18 protein-coding genes are annotated in these 21,564 nt (G+C 71.9%); 7 read left to right on the forward strand and 11 right to left on the reverse strand.

All coding sequences use genetic code 11. From position 1 onward, the window contains the following. Positions 1 to 23: 23 nt before the first annotated feature. Positions 24 to 1,481 (reverse strand): amidophosphoribosyltransferase, encoded by a 1,458-nt coding sequence (purF, locus tag SOM35_RS12460; protein WP_320515628.1) that lies wholly within the window; start codon positions 1,479 to 1,481, stop codon positions 24 to 26. A 71-nt stretch (positions 1,482 to 1,552) separates the two neighbouring features. Here purF and purM point away from each other — a divergent pair, with 71 nt between their 5' ends. Then, on the forward strand, positions 1,553 to 2,647 hold the full coding sequence (purM, locus tag SOM35_RS12465; RefSeq protein WP_320515629.1) for a phosphoribosylformylglycinamidine cyclo-ligase: 1,095 nt from the start codon (positions 1,553 to 1,555) through the stop codon (positions 2,645 to 2,647). A gap of 274 nt (positions 2,648 to 2,921) precedes the next feature. Here the strand turns inward: purM and SOM35_RS12470 are convergent, their stop codons facing one another. Then, positions 2,922 to 3,128, reverse strand: a complete 207-nt coding sequence (locus SOM35_RS12470) for a DUF3073 domain-containing protein (protein ID WP_111074913.1) — start codon at positions 3,126 to 3,128, stop codon at positions 2,922 to 2,924. Positions 3,129 to 3,290: 162 nt separating this feature from the next. On the opposite strand from SOM35_RS12470, the gene SOM35_RS12475 reads away from it, so the two are divergent. Further along, entirely contained in the window at positions 3,291 to 4,457 is a 1,167-nt protein-coding gene (locus SOM35_RS12475) for an FAD-dependent oxidoreductase (RefSeq protein ID WP_320515630.1), read from the forward strand. Between the two features lie 63 nt (positions 4,458 to 4,520). Here the strand turns inward: SOM35_RS12475 and SOM35_RS12480 are convergent, their stop codons facing one another. The 7 genes from SOM35_RS12480 to yczE form a co-directional block, all read right to left on the reverse strand. Beyond that, entirely contained in the window at positions 4,521 to 4,961 is a 441-nt protein-coding gene (locus SOM35_RS12480) for a DoxX family protein (protein ID WP_320515631.1), read from the reverse strand. Positions 4,962 to 5,087: 126 nt separating this feature from the next. Continuing rightward, entirely contained in the window at positions 5,088 to 5,336 is a 249-nt protein-coding gene (locus SOM35_RS12485; RefSeq protein ID WP_111074916.1) for a DUF3072 domain-containing protein, read from the reverse strand. Positions 5,337 to 5,438: 102 nt separating this feature from the next. Continuing rightward, entirely contained in the window at positions 5,439 to 6,227 is a 789-nt protein-coding gene (locus SOM35_RS12490) for a hypothetical protein (RefSeq protein ID WP_320515632.1), read from the reverse strand. Between the two features lie 27 nt (positions 6,228 to 6,254). Next, entirely contained in the window at positions 6,255 to 8,501 is a 2,247-nt protein-coding gene (locus SOM35_RS12495) for an APC family permease (protein ID WP_290158396.1), read from the reverse strand. Between the two features lie 218 nt (positions 8,502 to 8,719). Further along, positions 8,720 to 9,307 (reverse strand): PadR family transcriptional regulator, encoded by a 588-nt coding sequence (locus SOM35_RS12500; protein WP_290158395.1) that lies wholly within the window; start codon positions 9,305 to 9,307, stop codon positions 8,720 to 8,722. Beyond that, positions 9,304 to 10,209: a DUF4097 family beta strand repeat-containing protein gene (locus tag SOM35_RS12505; protein ID WP_320515633.1), complete on the reverse strand. Its 906-nt coding sequence runs from the start codon at positions 10,207 to 10,209 to the stop codon at positions 9,304 to 9,306. The genes SOM35_RS12500 and SOM35_RS12505 overlap by 4 nt, the downstream gene beginning before the upstream one ends. Before the next feature lie 77 nt (positions 10,210 to 10,286). Then, complete coding sequence (gene yczE / locus SOM35_RS12510; protein ID WP_320515634.1) at positions 10,287 to 10,952, reverse strand: membrane protein YczE; 666 nt, start codon at positions 10,950 to 10,952, stop codon at positions 10,287 to 10,289. A 60-nt stretch (positions 10,953 to 11,012) separates the two neighbouring features. On the opposite strand from yczE, the gene yczR reads away from it, so the two are divergent. The 3 genes from yczR to SOM35_RS12525 all read left to right on the forward strand — a co-directional run bounded on the left by yczR (position 11,013) and on the right by SOM35_RS12525 (position 16,776). After that, positions 11,013 to 12,452 (forward strand): MocR-like transcription factor YczR, encoded by a 1,440-nt coding sequence (gene yczR, locus SOM35_RS12515; protein ID WP_320515635.1) that lies wholly within the window; start codon positions 11,013 to 11,015, stop codon positions 12,450 to 12,452. 115 nt (positions 12,453 to 12,567) lie between these two features. Then, the gene (locus SOM35_RS12520; RefSeq protein ID WP_320515636.1) at positions 12,568 to 13,305 is read left to right on the forward strand and encodes a DUF6518 family protein; all 738 of its coding nucleotides are present in this window, start codon (positions 12,568 to 12,570) and stop codon (positions 13,303 to 13,305) included. Positions 13,306 to 13,401: 96 nt separating this feature from the next. Then, positions 13,402 to 16,776, forward strand: coding sequence for an efflux RND transporter permease subunit (locus SOM35_RS12525; RefSeq protein WP_320515637.1), 3,375 nt, complete (start codon positions 13,402 to 13,404; stop codon positions 16,774 to 16,776). A gap of 19 nt (positions 16,777 to 16,795) precedes the next feature. On the opposite strand, the gene SOM35_RS12530 is transcribed toward SOM35_RS12525, so the two are convergent. Both SOM35_RS12530 and SOM35_RS12535 read right to left on the reverse strand, forming a co-directional pair. Next, the gene (locus tag SOM35_RS12530; protein WP_320515638.1) at positions 16,796 to 17,071 is read right to left on the reverse strand and encodes a hypothetical protein; all 276 of its coding nucleotides are present in this window, start codon (positions 17,069 to 17,071) and stop codon (positions 16,796 to 16,798) included. A gap of 104 nt (positions 17,072 to 17,175) precedes the next feature. Next, on the reverse strand, positions 17,176 to 18,183 hold the full coding sequence (locus SOM35_RS12535) for an alpha/beta hydrolase (RefSeq protein ID WP_320515639.1): 1,008 nt from the start codon (positions 18,181 to 18,183) through the stop codon (positions 17,176 to 17,178). Between the two features lie 66 nt (positions 18,184 to 18,249). Here SOM35_RS12535 and SOM35_RS12540 point away from each other — a divergent pair, with 66 nt between their 5' ends. Next, entirely contained in the window at positions 18,250 to 19,104 is an 855-nt protein-coding gene (locus SOM35_RS12540; RefSeq protein ID WP_320515640.1) for a polyphosphate kinase 2 family protein, read from the forward strand. Between the two features lie 223 nt (positions 19,105 to 19,327). Then, entirely contained in the window at positions 19,328 to 21,418 is a 2,091-nt protein-coding gene (locus tag SOM35_RS12545; RefSeq protein ID WP_320515641.1) for a DEAD/DEAH box helicase, read from the forward strand. Positions 21,419 to 21,564: the final 146 nt, after the last annotated feature.

The raw sequence follows: 21,564 nt of genomic DNA on the forward strand, positions 1-21,564 counted from the left end.
GTCCGCGCGTTGCGGAACCGACGTCAGCTGAGCTGGTTCGCCTCGACCCAGGCCAGGTACTCCGGCGACACCGAACCGGTGACGTACTCGCCCGTGAAGCAGCTCATCTCGAGGTCCGTGACGTCCGAGCCCTCGATGATCGCGTCGCGCATGTCACCGATCTCCTGGTAGATCAGGTGGTCGCTGCCCAGCACCCGGTTGATCTCCGGGATCTTCCGGTCGTGGGCGATCAGCTCGGCGCGCGTCGGCATGTTGATGCCGTAGACGTGCGGGAACCGGACCGGGGGCGCCGCGCTCGTGAAGGTGACCTCGTTCGCGCCGGCGGCCCGCGCCATCTCGACGATCTCGCGGCTCGTCGTGCCGCGCACGATGGAGTCGTCCACGATCAGGATGTTCTTGCCCTTGAACTCGGACGACATCGCGTTGAGCTTCTGCCGGACCGAACGCTTGCGCTCCGCCTGCCCCGGCATGATGAAGGTGCGGCCGACGTAGCGGTTCTTGTAGAAGCCCTCGCGGTACTCGATGCCGAGCTTCTGCGCGACCTGCATCGCGGCAGGGCGGCTGGAGTCCGGGATCGGCATCACGACGTCGATGTCGCCGGTCGGGGCGTACTGCTCGATCGTGTCCGCCAGGCGGTTGCCCAGGCGGAGACGGGCGTCGTACACGGAGATGCCGTTCATCACGGAGTCCGGACGGGCCAGGTAGACGTACTCGAAGGAGCACGGCACCAGGCGCGGGTCCTTCGCGCACTGGCGGGCGTGCATCGTGCCGTCCATCTCGATGAAGACGGCCTCGCCCGGGGCGACGTCGCGGACGATGTCGTAGCCGCCGGACTCGAGCACCAGGGACTCGGACGCGACGACCCACTCGCTCTTGCCGGCGTCGTCGAACTTGTGCCCGAGGATCAGCGGCCGGATGCCGAACGGGTCGCGGAACGCCAGCAGGCCGTGGCCCGCGATCGTCGCGATCGTGGCGTACGAGCCCTCGACCCGCTCGTGCACGCGCTCGACCGCGTCGAACACCTGCCCGGGGTCGAGGTGCGTGCCACGGACCTGGCCCTGCAGCTCGTGCGCCAGGACGTTCACGAGCAGCTCGGTGTCCGAGGTCGTGTTGAGGTGCCGGCGGTCGATGTCGAACAGCTCGCGGGTGAGTTCCCGCGTGTTCGTCAGGTTGCCGTTGTGCACGAGGACGATGCCGTACGGCGCGTTCACGTAGAACGGCTGGGCTTCCTCTTCGTTCGCGGCGGCACCGCGGGTGGCGTAGCGGACGTGGCCGAGGCCCATCGTCCCGAGGAGTGCCCGCATGTCACGGGTACGGAAACCCTCGCGCACGTGGCCGCGGGTCTTGTGCATGTGGTGCACGTGCCCGTCGACCGTGGCGATGCCCGTGGAGTCCTGTCCCCGGTGTTGCAGGAGGAGCAGGGCGTCGTAGATGGATTGGTTTGCAGGCCCCTGCGCAACGAGGCCGACGATGCCGCACATTCGCGGGGTGCTCCAGACCGTAGGATCGGGTGGTACCGAACAAGTCTGCCATGCCCTGCGGAGGACGACGTATGCCCAACCCCTACGCCGAGGCCGGCGTCGACACCGCTGCCGGTGACCTGGCCGTCGAGCTCATGAAGTCCGCCGTGTCGGCGACGCACAACGCGTCCGTCCTGGGCGGGGTCGGCGGCTTCGCCGGTCTGTACGACGTCTCGTTCCTCAAGGACTACGAGCGGCCCCTCCTCGCCACCTCGACCGACGGCGTCGGCACGAAGGTCGCGATCGCGCAGGCCATCGACAAGCACGACACGATCGGGCAGGACCTGGTCGGCATGGTCGTCGACGACATCGTCGTGGTCGGCGCGACGCCGCTGTTCATGACGGACTACATCGCCTGCGGGCGGGTCGTCCCGAACCGCATCGCCGACATCGTCGCCGGCATCGCCCGCGGCTGCGCGGCCACCGGCACCGCCCTGGTCGGCGGCGAGACCGCGGAACACCCGGGCCTGCTCGGACCGGACGACTACGACGTCGCCGGTGCCGCGGTCGGCGTGGTCGAAGCCGGTTCGCAGCTCGGCGCGCACCTGGTGCAGGACGGCGACGTGGTCATCGCGATCGAGTCCTCCGGGCTGCACTCGAACGGGTACTCGCTCGTCCGGCACATCCTGAGCCAGCGCGGCATCGGCTACACCGACACGTTGCCGGAGCTCGGCGGGCTGGTCGGCGAGGCCCTGCTCGAGCCCACCCGCCTCTACACGACCCCGCTGCTCGAGCTGATCGACGGACACCCGGGCGACGTGCACTCGCTGTCCCACGTCACCGGTGGCGGCATCGCGGCGAACCTGGCGCGCGTGCTGCCCGTCGGCTCGTGGGTCGAGGTCGACCGTTCCACCTGGCAGCCGCTGCCGGTGTTCCGCGTCCTCGCGGAGCTGGCCGGCACGCCGATCGAGGACACCGAGGGCACCTGGAACCTGGGCATCGGCATGTTCGCGGTCGTCTCGGCAGCGTCGGTCGACGGCGTGACCGCGACGCTCCGGTCGGCCGGGCTGCCGGCGTGGGAGGTCGGCACGGTGTCGATCGGCACGCGCGACCTGGCCGGGTTCGAGCAGGGTGCCAAGGGCGTCGACGGCGGGGCCGTGCGCCTGGTCGGGTCCTACGCAGGCTGAGTCCCCGCGCGCTGGTCGGCTCCTGCCGGCGTGGTCGAGGTCGCAGGACGCGCCGCCTGCGCTCCGTCGAGGTCGCAGGACGCGCCGCCTGCGCTCCGTCGAGGTCGCAGGACCTGCCGCTCGGGGCTGCCCGGGGCGGCAGTTCGTGCGACCTCGGCGACCGACGAGCCGGCGACCGACGGCCTCGGCGCGCCGGCGACCCCGGCGGCTGGTCACGCCCGGGGACGACGAACGCCGCGCTGCCCGAGGGCGCGCGGCGTGATCGACCGGGAGGTCAGGCGGACTTGTTCGTGTCCGTCTGGTTCTCGAGGTCTCCTTCGTCACCGAACTCGTCGCCCCAACGGTCGACGTAGTCCGGCTCGTCCGACTGCTGTGCGACGGAGAGTTCGCGTTCGAGAGCACCGTAGTTCGTGTCCGGGCTGAAGTACTTCAGCTCCCGGGCGACCTTGGTGTGCTTCGCCTTCTGACGGCCGCGCCCCATGCGTGACCCCCTCTGTGTCGGCTCGTGTCCGGTCTCGGCGGGCAACGAGTGCGCACCCGGGAAGAACAGACGGTTCGTGGTTTGAAATCTGTCCGTCACTTTACCATGTACCCCGTTGCCGACTTCGCCCGGCGCGTCCCGAGCACAGCAGAATCGAGGGTGATGATCCGCCCAGCAGAACGAGCCCGCGTCGTCGTCATCGGTGCTGGTCAGGCCGGACTCTCGGTCGCGTGGCACCTGCAGCGCGCGGGCCTCGTCGCGGGCCACGACCTGGTGGTCCTGGACCGTGCTCCGGGGACGGGAGGCGCGTGGCAGTTCCGGTGGGATGCCCTGCGGCTCGGCATCGCCCACCGAGTGCACGACCTGCCCGGGATGCACGAGATGGGCCTCCGGTTCGACGACGCCGACCAGTCGCGGCCGGCGCGGGAGGTCGTGGCCGAGTACTACCGCCGGTTCGAGGAGCACCACGACCTCCGCGTGCGTCGGCCGGTCGGGGTGACTGCCGTCCGACACGGTGACGATCCCGGATCGGACACCCTGCTGGTCGAGACCCGCGACGAGCACGGTGTCGCGGGGACGATCCGAGCCGAGGCGGTCGTCAACGCCTCGGGCACGTGGGGCACCCCGTTCGTGCCGTGGGTCCCCGGGCGCGATGCCTTCCGTGGCCGGCAGCTCGACACGACGGGCTACCGCGACGCGAGGGAGTTCGCCGGGCAGGACGTCGTGGTCGTCGGCGGTGGCACGAGCGCGATCGGGTTCCTGCTGGAACTGGACGGCATCGCCCGGTCGACCCGGTGGTCCACCCGGCGTCCCGTCGTCTGGTCGGACGACCCGGCCCTGGCGACCGGCGCGGCCGTGGCGGCGGTCGCGGACCAGGACCGCGCTGCCCGGGCCGGTCGCACCCTGCCGAGCATCGTCAGCGGGACCGGGTTGCCGGTGTCCCCGAGGATCCGTCGTGGCCTGGCCCGGGGGCTCCTCGAAGCTGAACCGATGTTCACACGACTCGACGGTGACGGGGTCCTGACGGCCGACGGCGAGCACGTCCACGCCGACGCCGTGATCTGGGCAACGGGGTTCCGCGCCGACCTCCGGCACCTGGCGCCGCTGCGCCTCCGGACCGAGGCGGGCGGGGTCGTCGTCGAGGACGGTCGGTCGGCGGCCGAGCCGCGGCTGTTCCTCGCCGGCTACGGCCCCCAGGCCTCGACGATCGGGGCGAACCGGGCCGGCCGCCGGATCGCGCGCCAGGTGCTGGCCGTGCTGGCCGACGACGACGACGCCGCCGCTGAAGACGACGCCGCACTCGACGGGCAGCCGGCAGCGGGAGCATGACCGAGCCGAGCCTCGTGGCGGCCCGGCCCGGCCCGGCTCGACCTGTCGGGGACGCTGCAGCGGTCAGGCGGCGACGGGCCCCTGGGTGCCGCGACGCCCGCGCGACCGCCCCGCAACGACGGCGTCGACCGAGTACCGCCCCGGCCCGGTGAGCGCGACGGCCAGGGACCCGGCAGCGAGGACGAGCACGTACTCGAACCCGCCGTCCTGCGAGAAGAACCCGGCGGGCAGGTGCGCCAGTGCTCCGGCCACGACCATGTCGACGGCGAGGAGGACGGCCACCACGCGGGTCGCGACGCCGAGCACCAGGAGTGCACCGCCGATCAGCTCGAGCCCGGCGACGAGGGGTGCGGCGACCTCGGCGAAGGGGACGCCCATGCCGGCGAAGCCCTGGGTGACGCCGGGGATCCCCTGGCTGAACTTCTGGGCACCGTGGGCGATGAAGACGACGCCGAGGACGACGCGGAGCACGGTCAGGCCGATGGAGGTCGATGTGGTTCGCATGCCCACGACGCTAAGTGGTGACGTGTCATCCAACCGGGGCACCGGGGTGACTACCGGGGGTCTGTCAGGGGGATGCCAGACGGCGGTCCGCAGAACTGCGGACCGCCGTACAGCAACGACTGTTGCTCAGGAAGAAGCGCCGCGTCCGGTCTTCTCCTGCAGGCGCTCGATGTGCTCCGAGGCCTCGGCCTTGGTGAGGTCGGCCGACAGTTCCTCGCCGGCTTCACGGGCGAGGGTGTCGAGGTAGCTGCGCTGCGGGCCGGTCATCGGCTCGTCGCCGGTGACCCACTGCTCGGGGTCCTTGCTCGCGGTGGTCGAGGGGTCCGGGCGTTCTCCGCCGAGGGTCTCCGGCTGGTTCTGGTCTGCATCACTCATGCCCCGGACCGTACGCCGCACCCCCGACCAGCGGCGCAGTCCGGCGTCCCCCGCAGGCCGTGAGCGGACAATGGGCATCCAGACGCAGCGCCCGGACAGCACTCAGACCGGCGTCGCCGTGTACCGCACCAGGTCGCCGCCGACGTCGCTCGCGGCAACCGGCACGACCCGGCCACCCCGCTCGATCCAGAGCGTGTTCGCGGGCTCGTCCAGTCGGTCCACCCGGTGCATCGACCCGTTCAGCAGGACCGCCGCGGCGACGAGGACCCGCCCCGACGCCGGACGCGGGGGCAGCCCCGGGACGTCGTCGGCGTACACCGGGTACTCGCCCGGCGACAGCACGGGGGTGACGGGCGTCGTCACGATCTCCACCCCGGACGCTCCGGTCAGGGTGTCGGCCACGCCGGACGACACGACGACGAGGCGGACCACCTGGTCCATCGGCAACGGCACGTCCGCCTTGGGCGCGTCCGCGGTGCCGGCCAGTGCACGGAACGCGGGCCGACCGTCGGCGGCGAGGTGGGCCTCCCGGCCGTCGATGCGGACGCGACCGCGCCCGCGGGAGTCGGCGAAGACGCCCGGCTCGAGCCCGGACCGCCGGGCGTCCAGGAGGCTCACCACGACCCGGTCGGGTCGGTACCAGTCGCGGAGCGTGGCTGGGTCCACCCAGCCGATGCTCGCGACACCGCGCGCCAGCTCGGCGGAGTCGTCCGCGGCGCGCTCGTCGAGGGCGCCGAGCGGGTGTTCGCCGCGCACGGCGACCAGGCCGTCGTAGCGGCCGTCCGGCGACACGGGCGGTTCGTGGTCGAGCACCTCGACCCGCTTCGACACCTTGCCGCCGTGTCCGTCGAAGGTCGCGAAGGTGCGCAGGGCCTCGGGAGCGGTCGTCATGGGGTCACATCGTACGACCGGGCACCGTCACGCATCGTCATCGTGCGGACGGGGGACCGGCGGGGTGGCCGCGACCAGCGAGCGGATCTCGCCGGTGCAGAGCGCCGGGTCGACGCCCTCGGCGGGGCCGGCGGGGCGGGTGGCACGACGGGAGGCCGGCGACGGCTGGTGCGCGAGCTTCTGCGGCTCCAGGCTGTTGCGCTGGGCGGAACGGATGAGCCGGTCCTCCTCGGCCTCCGAGCGGAAGACGCCGTGCGGGGAGCGCCGGAGCGCCGGCCGGACGGGCTCGCCACGGCGGTCCTGGCCCGGGAAGGGTCGGGAGCGCTTGCCGTAGAGCAGTTCGGAGGAGTCGAGCAGCCACGGCACGAGCGCGACCGTGACGCCGTGCGTGAGCAGCAGCTTGCGGCGGATCCGACGACCGCGGTGGTTGTGGAGCAGGCCCTCCCACCAGTGGCCGACGATGAACACCGGCGTGTAGACGGTGACGACCTCGGAGCCGTGCTCGAGCCGGTGCGCCTTGATGTACTTGATGAGCGGCATCGAGATGTCGCGGTACGGGCTCGGCACCATCGTCAGCGGGACCTCGATGCCGTGCTCGGCCCACTGTTCGCGCAGCCGGGCGGCGTCGGCGTCGTCGATGGCGACGTGCACGGCCTCGAGTCCGGCGTGCTCGGCGGCGATGGCGTAGTCGAGGGCCTTCAGGACGGGCTTCTGCAGCTTGTTGACCAGGACGATCGCGTGGTCGCCGGTGGCGCCGAACTCGGTCTCGACGTCGGCCTGGATCTCGTGCGAGACATCCCGGTAGTAGCGGTTCACGCCGAGCATCAGCACGAACAGCACGGGCATGATCACGAAGACCAACCAGGCGCCGTGCGTGAACTTCGTGATCGTGACGATGACGAGCACGACGAAGGTGAAGGTCGCACCGATCGAGTTGATCGTCAGGCTCCGGAGCACCTGCCCGCGGTTCACCGGCTCGTCGGCGGTGCCGGCCCGGTCGGCGCGGAGCAGGCTCACCCAGTGCTTGACCATGCCGCTCTGCCCGAGCGTGAAGGACACGAAGACGCCGATGATGTAGAGCTGGATGAGGCTCGTGACGTTCGCCCGGTAGACGATGAGCAGCGCGGCCGCGACGAGCGCGAGCAGGATGACGCCGTTCGAGTAGATCAGGCGGTCGCCGCGGGTGGACAGGGCCTTCGGGGCGTACGAGTCGCGGGCCAGGATCGAGCCGAGCAGCGGGAACCCGTTGAACGCGGTGTTCGCCGCCAGGAGCAGCACCGCCGCGGTCGTCGCCTGGATGACGAAGAACAGCACCGAGTTGTTGCCGAACGTCGCCGCCGCGATCTGGGCGATCAGGGAGCGTTGCGGGGTGGTGCTGCAGTCCGCGAAGCCCTGCAGGTCACAGGCGCTCTCGGCGTAGTGCACGCGCGAGACCAGCGCGAGCGTGATGAGGCCGATGAACAGCACGATCGCGATGCCGCCCATGAGCACGAGGGTCTGCTGGGCGTTCTTGATCTTCGGACGACGGAACGCCTGCACGCCGTTCGCGATCGCCTCGACGCCGGTCAGCGCGGAACAGCCGGACGCGAAGGCGCGGAGCAGCAGCAGGATGAAGGCCGCCTGGGTTGTGTGCTCGACGTTCTGCACCGTGTACGCAGCGGACTCGGCGACGGGGGCGTCGCCCGCGGCGACCCGGACCAGGCCGGTGACGACCATCACGAAGACGCTCGCGACGAACAGGTAGGTGGGGACCGCGAAGGCCTTGCTCGACTCGCGGACACCACGGAGGTTCGCGGCCGCCAGCAGCACGACGAACAGGATCGCGAGCTCGACGCGGAACTCGTTGAGCATCGGCAGCGCCGAGATGATGTTGTCCACGCCCGAGGCCACCGACACGGCGACCGTCATGACGTAGTCGACGAGCAGGGCACTGGCCACGACCAGGCCGGCCCGTTCGCCGAGGTTCCGGTGTGCGACCTCGTAGTCGCCGCCGCCGGACGGGTACGCCTTGATGAGCTGCCGGTAGGACGCCACGACCACGACGAGCAGCAGGACGACCATCGCCGCCACCCACGGGGCGAACGTCAGGAACGCCATCCCGCCGAGCAGCAGGATCATCAGCAGTTCCTGCGGCGCGTACGCCACAGAGGACAGCGGGTCACTCGCGAAGATCGGCAGGGCCAGGTGCTTCGGGAGGAGCTGTCCCTCGAGTTTCTCCGAGGGGAGTGGGTCGCCGATCAGTCGGGCTTTCAACGACCGGGTCTCGTTGGTCACGAGCGACGAACTTACTCAATCGGTGGGCGAACGCAACACCGCGGGCCCGAACGGTATTCCGCCGTGACCGAACGGGATCCGACGAACCCCTCCGATCCGCGATGCGGCGCGGATCGGAGGGGTTCGGTGTGCTGTTCCTGAAGGAACGGATAGGTTGAGCCGACGCACCGGCTCCAGCCTGGAGGCGCGGCTCGCGACCGCCCCGTCGGCGCGGCCCGTCAGAGGGACTTGCGCAGTGCCTCCAGGCCGTCGCGCAGGCGCTGGACGGCCGCGTCGTCGAGCGTGCCACGAGCGGCACGGCGGCGGAGGTCGGCGCGGAGTTGCTGCCGGAACACGGCGACGGCCATCTCGGCGTCGCGGAGGGACCGGACACCCGCTGCCGGGACCGCGGTCGGACCGGCGTCGGCCGACCCACCGGACCCGCCGGGCTCGGCGGCGGCCGCCAGGTCGGCACGGAGCGACTTCATCGCGGCACCGACCGAGGCGCGGACGCCGTCGGCCAGGGACTTGACGCTGTCGGTGACGCCGTTCTCGAGCTGGGCGACCTCGGCCGCACGGGCGTCGAGTTCGGCCCGGCCGGCGTCGGTGATGGCGTAGACGGTCTTGCGGCCGTCGGAGGTGCCGGTGATCAGGCCGTCCTCCTCCAGCTTCGCCAGGCGCGGGTAGACGGTGCCGGCGCTCGGGACGTAGGTGCCGCCGAAGCGGTCGCCGAGGGCGGTGATGACCTCGTACCCGTGCATCGGGTGGTCGGCCAGCAGGACCAGCAGGTAGAGGCGCAGGTGGCCGTGCGCGAAGACCGGGCTCATGCGACGGTCCCGCCCTGCTCGTCGAAGGACGGCGCGGTCGGTGCCGCCGGGGCGGGCGGTGTGTCGGGCGTCGTCGGGGCCGTCGGTGCAGCGGGTGTGCTCGGCGCGTGGCCGTGCACGATCGCGACGTCGCCGGAGACCGAGTTGATGCGGACGTCGACGTAGGACCCGGAGAGCTCACCGTCGGTCCGCGTGTACGACCCACGGGTGCCGCGGATCTCGGCGTCGTCGAACTGCAGACGGCCGGTCGCGGTGGTGATCGTGCTCGTGTAGGGCGTGCCGTGCTCGAGGCGCACGTCGACCGACCCGGACACCGTGTTCACCTTCACCTGGTCGGGGGAGCCGTGCAGGTCGAGGACGACCGCCGAGGACACCCCGTCCGCGGTGAAGCGGCGGATCTCACCGGTGGCGACGACGTCTCCGGAGACGGTGCGGAGCGCGACGGCACCGACCTGGTCGCGGAGGGTGGTGGTGCCGGAGACCGCGTTGACGACGACGTCGCCGATCACACCGTCGAGGACGACGTCGCCGGAGACGCTGTTGAGCGTGGCGCCGCGTTCGGTGCCGGAGAGCAGCACGCCGGCGGAGACGACGCCGATGGTCACGGTGACGTCGCGGGGGACCAGGATGCTGACGTCGGCACGGGCGCCGCCGCCGCGGAAGGACTTGAGGAACCCGAGGACGTCGTCCCAGCGCATCTGCGGGTGGTCGACGGTGAGGGTGTCGCCCTCGATCTCGACCTTGATGGGCTTGCCGGAGACCTGGTGGATCTCCACGCGGGCGGTCGGTTCATCGTGCGTGACGACGTCCACCTGTCCGCCGACCAGGCCGATCCGCAGTGCGCGGACGATCCCGGTGTCGATGACCTTCGGCTCGTCGACGAGCCACTTCTCCTGTGCCATGACGTCTCCCTGTCCAGACGCGATGTGTCGCGTTCTGCTTCGACACGATACATCGCGTCTTCGCGGCACGGCCAGGGTCAGTGCCGGATGCTCGGCGCAGGGTCAGGAACCGGCGTGGCGGGGATGGGACGGGCCTCCCGGACCGGACTCCACGGGAACCGGCGGAAGTGGCGCATCAGCGGCTGGACCATCGGACCGATGGCGAAGGCGGCGACCACCGTGCCCACGCCGACGTCGCCGCCGAGCAGCCAGCCGACGACGACGACCGTGACCTCGACGCTCGTCCGCGCGACCCACAGGGGCCAGCCGAGGCGCTCGTGCAGCCCGACCATCAGGCCGTCGCGGGCGCCCGTGCCGAAGCCGGCGCCGATGTAGCAGGCCGTCGCGACCGCGAGCAGGACCAGGCTGCCGACGAAGAGCAGGACGCGGCCGACCAGGGTGCCCGGCTCCGGGACCAGCCAGAGCACCAGGTCGGCGGCCGGCCCGATCGCCAGCGCGTTGCAGAGCGTCCCGATGCCCGGCTTCTGGCGCAGTGGGATCCAGAACAGCAGGATCACCAGGCTCGACACCGTCGTGATGACGCCGAACGACCACGGCAGGACGTTCTCGAGGCCCTGTGTCAGGACCGTCCACGACGAGACGCCCACGACCGCGCGGACCTGCAGCGCCACCGAGGCGCCGTAGAGGAAGAGGCCGACGGCGAGTTGCACGAAGCGCAAGGAGAGGGCGGTGGCGCGGGGCATGGCTCGATCGTCCCGCAGATTGGCCTGCTGGGCGAGAGCCAATCCGGCTACCGTGGACCCATGACGCCCGTCCTCCTCAGCGCCCGGTCCGTCGCCCAGCTGCTCCGGCATTGGCGCGCCGGGTCCGACGCCGCCGCCTACGACGCGCTCGCCGACGCCGTCCGGGTCCTCGTCATCGACGGCCGGATCCCGCACGGAGCCCGGCTGCCCGCCGAACGCGGGCTCGCGACCGCGCTCGGCGTCTCCCGCACCACCGTGGCCAACGCCTACGCGCGCCTTCGCGAGGACGGCTACCTCACCTCGCTCCGCGGCTCCGGCAGCGTCATCCGCCTGCCGCTCGAGGGCCGGCCGGACCCGGAACACCTGGCCGGCGTCGTCCCCGACGGCCTGCTCGACCTGCGGAAGGCCGCGCTCCGCAGCGCACCCGGCGTCGCCGAGGCCGTCGAACGGGCGATGCGGCACCTGCCGGCGGCGCTCGCCGGGATCGGCTACGACACCGTCGGTGACGCGGGCCTCCGTGCCGCGATCGCCGACCGCTACACCGCACGGGGCCTGCCGACCACCCCGTCCGAGGTCGTCGTCACGATCGGCGCGCAGCACGCCATCGCCCTGCTCGCCCGGGTCCTCGTCCGCCGCGGGGACCCGGTCCTGGTCGAGTCGCCGACGTACCCGCACGCCCACGAGGTCCTCCGCGAAGCCGGCGGCCGACTCGTCTCGGTGCCCGTCGACGTCCGCGGTGGCTGGGACGAGACGGTGCTCGACGCGACGATCCGGCGGTCGGCCCCGACGCTCGCCTACGTCATGCCCGAGCTGCACAACCCCACCGGCGCCACGATGGCCGACTCCACCCGCCGGGTGCTGCTCGAGGCCGCCGCCGCGGTCGGCACGGTCGTCGTCGCCGACGAGACGATGGGGGAACTGCGCATCGACGGGGTCCCCTCGCGGCCCCTCGCCGCGGACGCGCCCGGTCAGGTCGTGATGGTCGGGTCGGCCGCCAAGGTCTTCTGGGGCGGGCTGCGGATCGGGTGGGTGCGCGCCGCCCCGGAACTGCTGCAGCGGCTGCTCCTCGCCCGGCCGACCGGCGACCTCGGCACGCCGGTCCTCGACCAGCTCGTCGCGCGCGAGCTCGTCCCGCAGACCGAGGCCGTCCTGGAGGCCCGGCGTCACGTCCTCCGCGACGGTCGCGACGGTCTCGTGGCCGCGCTCCGGGCGCGACTGCCGGAGTGGGACGTGCCGTCACCGGCGGGCGGGCTGACCCTGTGGGTCGGGCTCGGGGGGCCGGTGTCGAGTGCTCTCGTGCTCGCCGCACGGTCCGAGGGGGTCGTGCTGGCCTCAGGCGGGGTGTTCGGGCCGGACGGTGGGTTCGAGCGGTCGCTGCGGGTGCCGTTCACCGTGACCGGGGCGGACCGGGAGCGGCTGGTCGGGGCGTTGGCGCGGTCGTGGGAGCGGGTCGGCGGGGCCGCGGTGGCGACGAGGGGGTCGGCGGCGGCGGTGGTGTGAGCCGGGTGCGACGCGCTGCGTCTGATCGTCCCTTCTCCTTCTCACTCTCGCGGGGGATGCGGGTGGCCCTGGCGGGTGACGCGGTGACCGGTGCGGGCACGGCAGCATCGGGACCATGCACAGCACCCTGTCCTCCTCGTCCGCCGCACTGCCGGGTACGTCGTCGGGTGCGGGCTCGTCGGGTCCTCCTGGTTCGTCGGGCACGGACCCGTCGCACGCGGTGCCGCCGCTGGCCCGGGTCACGATGGCGTTGACGGGTGCACTGCTCGCCGGGGTCGCCACGAGCTTCGGGCAGGCCGTGCCCGGACTCGGCACGGTGTCGAACTCCGCCGGACCGTGGTTCGTCGTCGCGGCGCTGCTCGTCCTGGCGGCGGGGGTCGGCCGGGGGAGTCGTGGCGGCAGCCGGAGCAGCCGGCTGCGGGTGGCCCTGGCGATGGTGCTCGGGGTGGTGCTGCTCGAACTCATGCACATCGGGTACTGGGCGGCCACGAACCTGCGCGGCTTCGTCGACACCCTCTCGCTCACGAACTTCTGGGTCGTGATGGCACTGCCGGCCGGGCTGCTGGCCGGCGCGGTCGCCGTCGCCGTGCGGTCCTCGGACGGCCGCTGGCGGGGTGCCGCCGCCGGGGTCACCGCCGCCGTGCTCATCGGCGAGGGGGTCCGCGGACTGCTGCAGGTCGCCGCGACCACCGGTTCGACGACGTGGATCGTCCAGATCGCCGTCGGGGTCGCCGTGGTCGTGGTGGGGATCGCGCTGGCCCGGACACCGGTCGGGCGGGTGGTCGCGCTGGGCACCGGGATCGTCGGGTCGGTCGCCGTCGCCGTGGTCTCCGTCGGGATCGCCTGGCTCTGAGCGCACCGCTCCTGCACGACCTGCCGAAACTGCACGTTCGTCCACAGAGTGCACCGGCGAGGCGCGCGCGGGCTCTGCGGCTGCGAGGATCGAGACGTGCACCTCCTCTCCGTCTTCAGTCTCCGGAACCGCGCCCTCATCGCCCTCGTGACGATCGTGGTCGCCGTCTTCGGTGGCGTCGCCCTGTCGAGCCTGAAGCAGGAACTCATCCCCAGCGTCGAGTTCCCGCAGGTCGCCATCGTCAGCGCCTACCCCGGAGCCACGCCAGAGGTGGTGTCCAACGACGTCTCGACCAAGATCGAACAGGCGATCCAGGTCGTGCCGGACCTCGAGTCGACCAGTGCGACCTCGTCCACCGGGCAGAGCGTGGTGTCGGCCTCGTTCCAGTACGGCTCGAACCTGGCCAGCGCCGAGGACAAGATCCAGACCGCGGTCAACGCCCTGTCGCTGCCCGACTCCGTGCAGACCCAGATCGTCACCGGGTCGTTCGACGACCTGCCGGTGCTGCAGGTCGCGGTGTCGGCCTCCGGCAACCAGGAGCAGCTCGTCGACCGGCTGCAGGCCTCGGCGATCCCCGACCTCGAGAAGCTCGACGGCGTGCGCCAGGCCGACGTCTTCGGCAACCCGGGACGCCGCGTCGTCATCACGCCGAACCAGGACGAGCTCGCCGCCCGTGGGCTCAGCCAGACGGCCATCTCCGACGCACTCGACGACAACGGCACGCTGATCCCCGGCGGCACGCTGACCGAGGACGGCTCGACCCTGTCCGTGCAGACCGGTGAGCGGATCGCGTCGCTCAAGGACATCCGTGACCTGCCCCTCACGAGCTCATCGTCGGGGTCGAGCTCGTCGTCGGGGTCCGGCTCCGGCGGCTCGACGTCCGGCGGCGGTGCCACGAGCGGTGCCGCGACGGGCGCCGGTGCGGCTGTCCCCGGTGCGACCGGTGCGACGGCGACGGGTGGCACGACCACCTCCGCTCCGACCGACGGCACGGCGACCGGCGGCGCGACCACCGCGGCCACCCCCACCGACACCACGCTCGGCGACGTCGCCACCGTCGCGATCAAGGAGTCCCCGCGCACCTCGATCAGCCGCGTGAACGGCCAGCAGGCGCTGACGATCTCGATCACGAAGACGCAGGAAGCCAACACCGTCGACGTCTCGAAGACCGTGCGGGACGCCCTGCCCGGCATCGAGAAGAAGATCGACGGCGACCCGCGGTTCACCGTCGTCTTCGACCAGGCGCCCTACATCCAGCAGTCGATCGACTCCCTCGCCGAAGAAGGCCTGCTCGGCCTCGGGTTCGCGGTCATCGTGATCCTGGTGTTCCTGCTCTCGTGGCGCTCCACCCTGGTCACCGCGATCTCGATCCCGACCTCGGTCCTCCTCGCCGCGATCGGGATGCGCGCCGCGGGGTACACGCTCAACATCATCACGCTGGCGGCACTGACCATCGCGATCGGTCGCGTGGTCGACGACTCCATCGTCGTCATCGAGAACATCAAGCGGCACATGGTGCCGGGCGTCGACCGCGGCCGGGCGGTGCTCGACGCCGTGCGGGAGGTCGCCGGTGCCGTCACCGCTTCGACACTGACGACCGTCGCGGTCTTCCTGCCGGTAGCCTTCGTCGCCGAACTGGTCGGTGAGCTCTTCCGACCGTTCGCGGTGACCGTCACCCTGGCGCTCATCGCCTCGCTGCTCGTGTCGCTGACGATCGTCCCGGTGCTGGCCTACTGGTGGCTCCGGCCCGCGAAGGCGAAGCAGGGCGAGGCAGTGTCCTCACCGGCGGAGACCGACGCGGCCGTTGCCGATGCGGCCGCTTCCGACCCGGCCGCTGCCGACCTCGACACGATCCGTCCGGGGTCCGAGGGTGCGCTCACCTCGGCCGACGACCTGCACGACGCAGGAACCTCGGACCGACTGCGTCGCGTGTACCTGCCGGTGCTCCGCTGGGCCGTCCGCAAGCCCGTCGTCGTCGTGCTGCTCGCCGTGGTCGTCCTCGGCGGCACGGTCGCCTCGCTGCCGTTCGTCACGACGAACTACCTCGGCGACTCCGGCCAGAACACGTTCACCGTCACGCAGGACCTGAAGGCCGGATCGAGTCTCGCCGTGCAGTCCGACTCCGCACGCAAGGTCGAACGGGCGCTGCAGGACGTCGCAGGCGTCGACACCGTGCAGACCACCATCGGCACGAGCGGCCAGTCCATCCAGGCGGCGTTCGGCGGGGGCGGGACAGCCTCGGTGCAGTACGCCGTCACGACGGACGCCGACGCCGATCAGACCACGATCCAGGCCGACGCCCGGAAGTCGCTGAAGCGGATCGACGGCGTGGGGGAAATCACCATCGCGTCCTCCGGTGGTGGCTTCGGCGGCAGCAGCGACATCGAGGTCGACGTCACCGCGCCGACCCAGTCGCAGCTCGCGACCGCGTCGCAGAAGGTCCTGAAGACCATGCAGTCGGTCAAGGACACGACGGCGGCGACGAGCAACCTGTCGGCGGCGGAGCCGTTCCTGGCCGTCCGCGTCGACCGTGCGAAGGCCGCGTCCCTGGGACTCACCGAGACCCAGGTCGGCGGCCTCGTCGCCGCAGCGGTCTCGCCGCGGGACACCGGCAGCATCGAGATCGACGACGCGACGCTCGACGTCTACATCGCCGACGCCGAGCCGCCGACCACGATCGCGGCCCTCCGCGACCTCGACGTCCCGACGAGCACCGGCACCGTCAAGCTGACGGACGTCGCGACCGTCGAGAAGTCCGAGGGGCCGACCACGGTCACCACGACGAACGCGGCCCGCACCGCCACGATCACCGTGACACCGGACGCGTCGAACCTCGGCGCCGCGGTGCAGTCCGTCACCAAGGCGGTCGACCAGCTCGACCTGCCCCGTGGTGCGACCGCATCGATCGGTGGTGTCGCCGCCAGCCAGTCGTCCGCGTTCTCGCAGCTCGGCCTGGCACTCGTCGTCGCCGTCCTGATCGTCTACGTGATCATGGTCGCGACGTTCCGCAGCCTGCTCCAGCCGCTGATGCTGCTCGTGTCGGTGCCGTTCGCCTTCACGGGCGCACTGCTGCTGCAGATCATCTCCGGGGTGCCGCTCGGGGTCGCGTCCCTGATCGGTCTGCTGATGCTCATCGGCATCGTCGTGACGAACGCCATCGTGCTCATCGACCTCGTCAACCAGTACCGCAGACGAGGGCTCCGGGTCCGCGACGCCCTGCTCGAGGGTGCGGCCCGTCGTCTCCGGCCGATCCTGATGACGGCGACCGCGACGATCTTCGCGCTGCTGCCGATGGCGATCGGGCTGACCGGCAAGTCCGGCTTCATCTCGCAGCCGCTCGCCCTCGTCGTGATCGGCGGTCTGGTGTCGTCGACGCTGCTGACGCTCGTGGTGCTGCCGGCGCTGTACGCCCTGGTCGAGGGTGCGCGCGAGCGTCGGGCCGAGCGGAAGGCCGCACGGACGCAGTCGTAGCCGCCGGCCGGTCGGGGGCTCAGCGGTCGCTGGGCTCCCGGTCCGCCGGACGGAACCACGACACGAGCGCGCACGTCAGGGTGACGAGGAACACGAGCGCTCCGAGCTGCGCGACGACGGACACCTGCCCGACGGCGGCCCCGTAGCCACCGAAGGACACCGCGACCAGGAACGACAGCCCGAGCAGCAGCTCCACCGAGGTCCGGACACCCGTCAGGGGAGCGGCGAACGGGCGCGGTCCGCGGGAGCCCGGCGTCTGGGCAGAGGGCATCGGGGCGGGGGGCGTGGAGGTCACCCCGGAAGTCTGGCGACCCGGCAGGTCCGCCGGAAGTCCCGCTCCGGGTGCCACCCGCCCGGGGGCGTCAGCGCAGGCCGGGGCGTCAGCGCAGGCCGGGGGAGTCAGCGCAGGCCGGCGCGGAGGAAGTTCGTCACCCGTCGACTCATCGCCTGGTCGAGCTGCGCGATCGAGTGCGCCGAGCCCTGCACCGCCACGAACGTCACCGGCACGCCGTGCGAGCGCAGCGTCGAGGCGAACCGCTGCGACTCCCACAGCGGGATGAACTCGTCCGTGGAGTGCCCGATGAAGAACGGCGCCGTGGCCTTCGTCACGTGGTACTCCGGCGAGGCCCGCTCGGCCGCCGGGCAGGCGCGGTAGGACGCACATCCGAGGTAGAGCAGCTGCTTCCGCTGGAACGCCGCCGCGACACCGTCCGACCCGGTCGAACGGGCCGTCAGGTCGGTTGGGCCGCTGAGGTCCACGACCGCCCGGATCCGGAAGCCGTCGGCGTACGCGGTCGACTCGTGGTCCTGCACCGCGAGCATCGCCGCCAGGTTGCCACCCGCGCTGCCGCCGAACACGCCCACGCGTCCGGGGTCGACGTCGTACGTCTGCAGCGTGGACTCTCGGAACACGTAGTCCAGCGCACGGCGGACGTCGTCGAGTCCGGCGGGGAAGGGGTCGGTCGGTGCCAGGCGGTAGTCGACGTTGAAGGTCACGAAGCCCTCGGAGGCGAGGTACTGGCACACCGACCGGTACGCGGCGGTCGCCTTGTCGCCGTGCGACCAGCTGCCGCCGTGGATCATCATCACCGCCGGACGGGAGCCGACCTCGACCCGGTCGGGGGCCTCCGTCGGCGCGGCCGTCGGTGTCGCCGTCGGGGTGGCGGTGCTCTCCGGCGGGCTGTCGGCCGGCAGGCACACGTCGAGCTGCTGCAGCGGGTCCCGCCCGTAGGGGACGTCCTGGACGACGTCGATGCCGTGGTACCGCAGCGACAGCGGGTAGATGACCGGTCCGGCGGTGACCGTCGAGTTCCGGTCGCCCGTGCCGTCGGCGCTGCAGGACGCGGCGGCGCCGACGATCGCGACCGCGGCGACGAGCGCGAGCAGGAGACGACGGCCGGACTTCATCGCCAGCCACGCTACATGGGGTGGCCGCGGGTGCCAGGATGGTGGTCCCACCCGCAGGAGGATCCCGTGAGCCGTCAGAAGTCCTGGAACGCCGATCCGGAACCGCTCCTCCGCGTCGGTCCCGGGTTCCGACTCGACACCGTCGACCCCGACGGCACGCCGGGTTTCCCCGGCCGGAAGATCGACGGGCTCGAGGCGCTGGCCGCCGGTGCCTCCCGGCTCACTGCCCTGCAGGAGCGTCTCTGGGCGGCGGCGACCGCGGGCGACCAGCGGTGCGTGCTGCTCGTCCTGCAGGCGATGGACACCGCGGGCAAGGGTGGAATCGTCTCGCACGTCGTCGGCGCTGTCGACCCGAACGGCGTCCACTACGCCGGCTTCAAGGCCCCGACGGCCGAGGAGCGCGAGCACGACTTCCTCTGGCGCGTCGAACGACAGCTGCCGGACGCCGGACAGCTCGGGGTGTTCGACCGGTCCCACTACGAGGACGTCCTGATCCAGCGCGTCCGTGGGCTGGCGGAACCGGCCGAGATCGAGCGGCGCTACGGCGCGATCGTCGACTTCGAGTCGCGTCTGGCCGAGCAGGGCACCACGATCGTCAAGGTGATGCTGCACATCTCGAAGGACGAGCAGCGCGAACGGCTCGGTGACCGGCTGGACCGGCCGGACAAGCACTGGAAGTTCAACCCCGCGGACATCGACGAGCGTCTGCGCTGGGACGAGTACCAGCAGGCGTACCAGGTGGCGTTCGACCGCACCTCGACCGAGCAGGCGCCCTGGTACGTCGTGCCGGCGAACCGCAAGTGGTACGCCCGCCTCGCCGTGCAGCAGCTCCTGCTCCGGGCCCTCGAGGACATGCACCTCTCGTGGCCGGCCGCCGACTTCGACGTGGCCGAGCAACGACAGCGCCTCGCCGAGTCCTGACCCGCTTCCATCGACGGCGCTGGCCTTCGTGCACACGGTCGCGTAGACTCGATCGGTCGGCCTTCGACACCGCGGCTCGCGAGTCGCGGACGTGTTTGGGTGTTGTGTAGTTCGAGGGCTGGAATCACGTCGATCGACGACGCGATGAACCCCCTCTCCACGAACCGCCCCCGCCGATGTCGCTGCCGGGCCGCGTGGTACGTCTGCACCCCGGAAAGAACACATGGCCCCGTACGACAAGGGCGCGAACTCCCGCGCCGACCGCTCCGACCGTGCTCGTCACCCGAACGGCACCCCCGCCGCTCGCAGTGCCAAGCACCGCGGCTTCCGAGCCCCTGAGCCCACCGCCCCGCGCCAGAAGCAGCGCTGGGACGCCGAAGAGCGGCGCTCCCGTCCGTCGTCGGGCGAGCGCCCGAACTGGGAGCCCCGCGACAGCCGCGGCAGCCGTCCGGCGTGGGAGCCCCGCGGTGCGGGCCGTCCCGCACGCGGTGACGACCGTGCCCCGCGCAGCTTCGACCGGAACGACCGCGGCCCCCGTCGGGACGACGACCGCGCACCCCGTCGCGACTCCGGCGACCGTGCCCCGCGCAGCTTCGACCGCAACGACCGCAACGACCGCGCGCCCCGTCGGGACAACGACGACCGCCCGCGTCGTTTCGACCGTGACGACCGCGCTCCCCGCAGCTTCGACCGCAACGATCGCGCTCCCCGTCGTGACAACGACGACCGCCCGCGTCGTTTCGACCGTGACGACCGCGCCCCGCGCAGCTTCGACCGCTCCGACCGCGCGCCCCGTCGGGACAACGACGCTCCCCGCTCGTTCAACCGTGACGACCGTGCCCCGCGCAGCTTCGACCGCTCCGACCGCGCGCCCCGTCGTGACAACGACGACCGCCCGCGCCGCTTCGACCGGGACGAGCGCGCTCCGCGCAGCTTCGACCGCAACGACCGCAACGACCGCGCGCCCCGTCGTGACAACGACGACCGCCCGCGTCGTTTCGACCGGGACGACCGCGCTCCCCGCAGCTTCGACCGCACCGACCGCCCCACCGAGCGCACCCCGTTCGTCCCCGCGGACGACGTCAAGCTCGAGAAGCTGCAGGCCGAGGCGACCATCGCCGCCGACGTCGACGGTGTGACCTTCGGCGACCTCGGCATCGGCGGCAACATCTCCCGCGCCCTCGCCGAGCTCGGCGCAGCGAGCCCGTTCCCGATCCAGGCCGCGACGATCCCCGACGTGCTCGCCGGCAAGGACGTCCTCGGCCGCGGCCGCACGGGCTCCGGCAAGACCATCGCGTTCGGCGCCCCGCTCGTCGAGAAGCTCATGGAGCACGGCGGCGGCACGAAGCGCAAGATGGGCCGCGCCCCGCGTGCGCTCATCCTCGCGCCGACCCGCGAGCTCGCCCTGCAGATCGACCGCACGGTGCAGCCGATCGCCCGCTCGGTGGGGCTCTTCACGACGCAGATCTACGGCGGTGTCCCGTACGGCCGTCAGGAGGGTGCGCTCGAACGCGGCGTCGACATCATCGTCGGCACCCCGGGTCGCGTGCAGGACCTCCTGAACAAGGGGAAGCTCGACCTCAGCGAGGTCGTCATCTCCGTCCTCGACGAGGCCGACCACATGTGCGACCTCGGGTTCCTCGAGCCGGTGCAGGAGATCCTCCGCGCCACCGCCGAGGTCACCCCGCAGGGCAACCGCGCGCAGAAGCTGCTGTTCAGCGCCACGCTCGACACCCAGGTCGCGGCGCTCGTCGAGCAGTTCCTGCACGAGCCGAGCGTGCACGAGGTCGCGGGTGAGGACCAGGCGTCCTCGACCATCGACCACCGCGTGCTCGTGGTCGAGCAGCGCGACAAGGACCGGGTCCTCGAGGAGCTCGTCGCCGGCGAGGGCAAGACCATCGTCTTCGCCCGCACCCGCGCCTACGCCGAGCGGCTCGCCGAGCAGTTCGAGGACGCCGGCATCCGCGCGACCTCGCTGCACGGTGACCTCAACCAGTCGCGCCGCACGCGCAACCTGTCGCTGCTCACCAGCGGCCGGGTGAACGTGCTCGTCGCCACGGACGTCGCCGCGCGCGGCATCCACGTCGACGACATCTCGCTGGTCGTGCAGGCCGACGCGCCGGACGACTACAAGGCGTACATGCACCGCTCTGGCCGCACCGGTCGTGCCGGCAAGGAGGGCACGGTCGTCACGATCGTCCCGCGCAGCCGTCGCCGGAAGATCGAGGGCATCCTCGAGCACGCCGAGATCGAGGCGGACCTCGTCGAGAGCGGTCCCGGCGACCGCATCCTCGCGGAGCTCGCCGCGCGCTGACCCCGCGACACGACGGCGTCTGTCCGAGACGCCGTCGAAGCGCCGAGACGCCGCCGGATCCGGCGGCGTCTCGGCGTTGACGCGGCGTCTCGGCGCCGCGGACGCACCACGTGACGGACGGGAGGCCCGGTACCAGCTGGTACCGG

The organism is Curtobacterium sp. CFBP9011 (genome assembly GCF_034045095.1).
In the GTDB taxonomy this organism is placed as follows: domain Bacteria; phylum Actinomycetota; class Actinomycetes; order Actinomycetales; family Microbacteriaceae; genus Curtobacterium.

Coding starts and splice junctions, on each gene's coding strand:
- purF (WP_320515628.1), bottom strand. CDS start 1,481: ATGTGCGGCATCGTCGGCCTCGTTGCGCAGGGGCCTGCAAACCAATCC.
- purM (WP_320515629.1), top strand. CDS start 1,553: ATGCCCAACCCCTACGCCGAGGCCGGCGTCGACACCGCTGCCGGTGAC.
- SOM35_RS12470 (WP_111074913.1), bottom strand. CDS start 3,128: ATGGGGCGCGGCCGTCAGAAGGCGAAGCACACCAAGGTCGCCCGGGAG.
- SOM35_RS12475 (WP_320515630.1), top strand. CDS start 3,291: ATGATCCGCCCAGCAGAACGAGCCCGCGTCGTCGTCATCGGTGCTGGT.
- SOM35_RS12480 (WP_320515631.1), bottom strand. CDS start 4,961: ATGCGAACCACATCGACCTCCATCGGCCTGACCGTGCTCCGCGTCGTC.
- SOM35_RS12485 (WP_111074916.1), bottom strand. CDS start 5,336: ATGAGTGATGCAGACCAGAACCAGCCGGAGACCCTCGGCGGAGAACGC.
- SOM35_RS12490 (WP_320515632.1), bottom strand. CDS start 6,227: ATGACGACCGCTCCCGAGGCCCTGCGCACCTTCGCGACCTTCGACGGA.
- SOM35_RS12500 (WP_290158395.1), bottom strand. CDS start 9,307: ATGAGCCCGGTCTTCGCGCACGGCCACCTGCGCCTCTACCTGCTGGTC.
- SOM35_RS12505 (WP_320515633.1), bottom strand. CDS start 10,209: ATGGCACAGGAGAAGTGGCTCGTCGACGAGCCGAAGGTCATCGACACC.
- yczE (WP_320515634.1), bottom strand. CDS start 10,952: ATGCCCCGCGCCACCGCCCTCTCCTTGCGCTTCGTGCAACTCGCCGTC.
- yczR (WP_320515635.1), top strand. CDS start 11,013: ATGACGCCCGTCCTCCTCAGCGCCCGGTCCGTCGCCCAGCTGCTCCGG.
- SOM35_RS12520 (WP_320515636.1), top strand. CDS start 12,568: ATGCACAGCACCCTGTCCTCCTCGTCCGCCGCACTGCCGGGTACGTCG.
- SOM35_RS12535 (WP_320515639.1), bottom strand. CDS start 18,183: ATGAAGTCCGGCCGTCGTCTCCTGCTCGCGCTCGTCGCCGCGGTCGCG.
- SOM35_RS12545 (WP_320515641.1), top strand. CDS start 19,328: ATGGCCCCGTACGACAAGGGCGCGAACTCCCGCGCCGACCGCTCCGAC.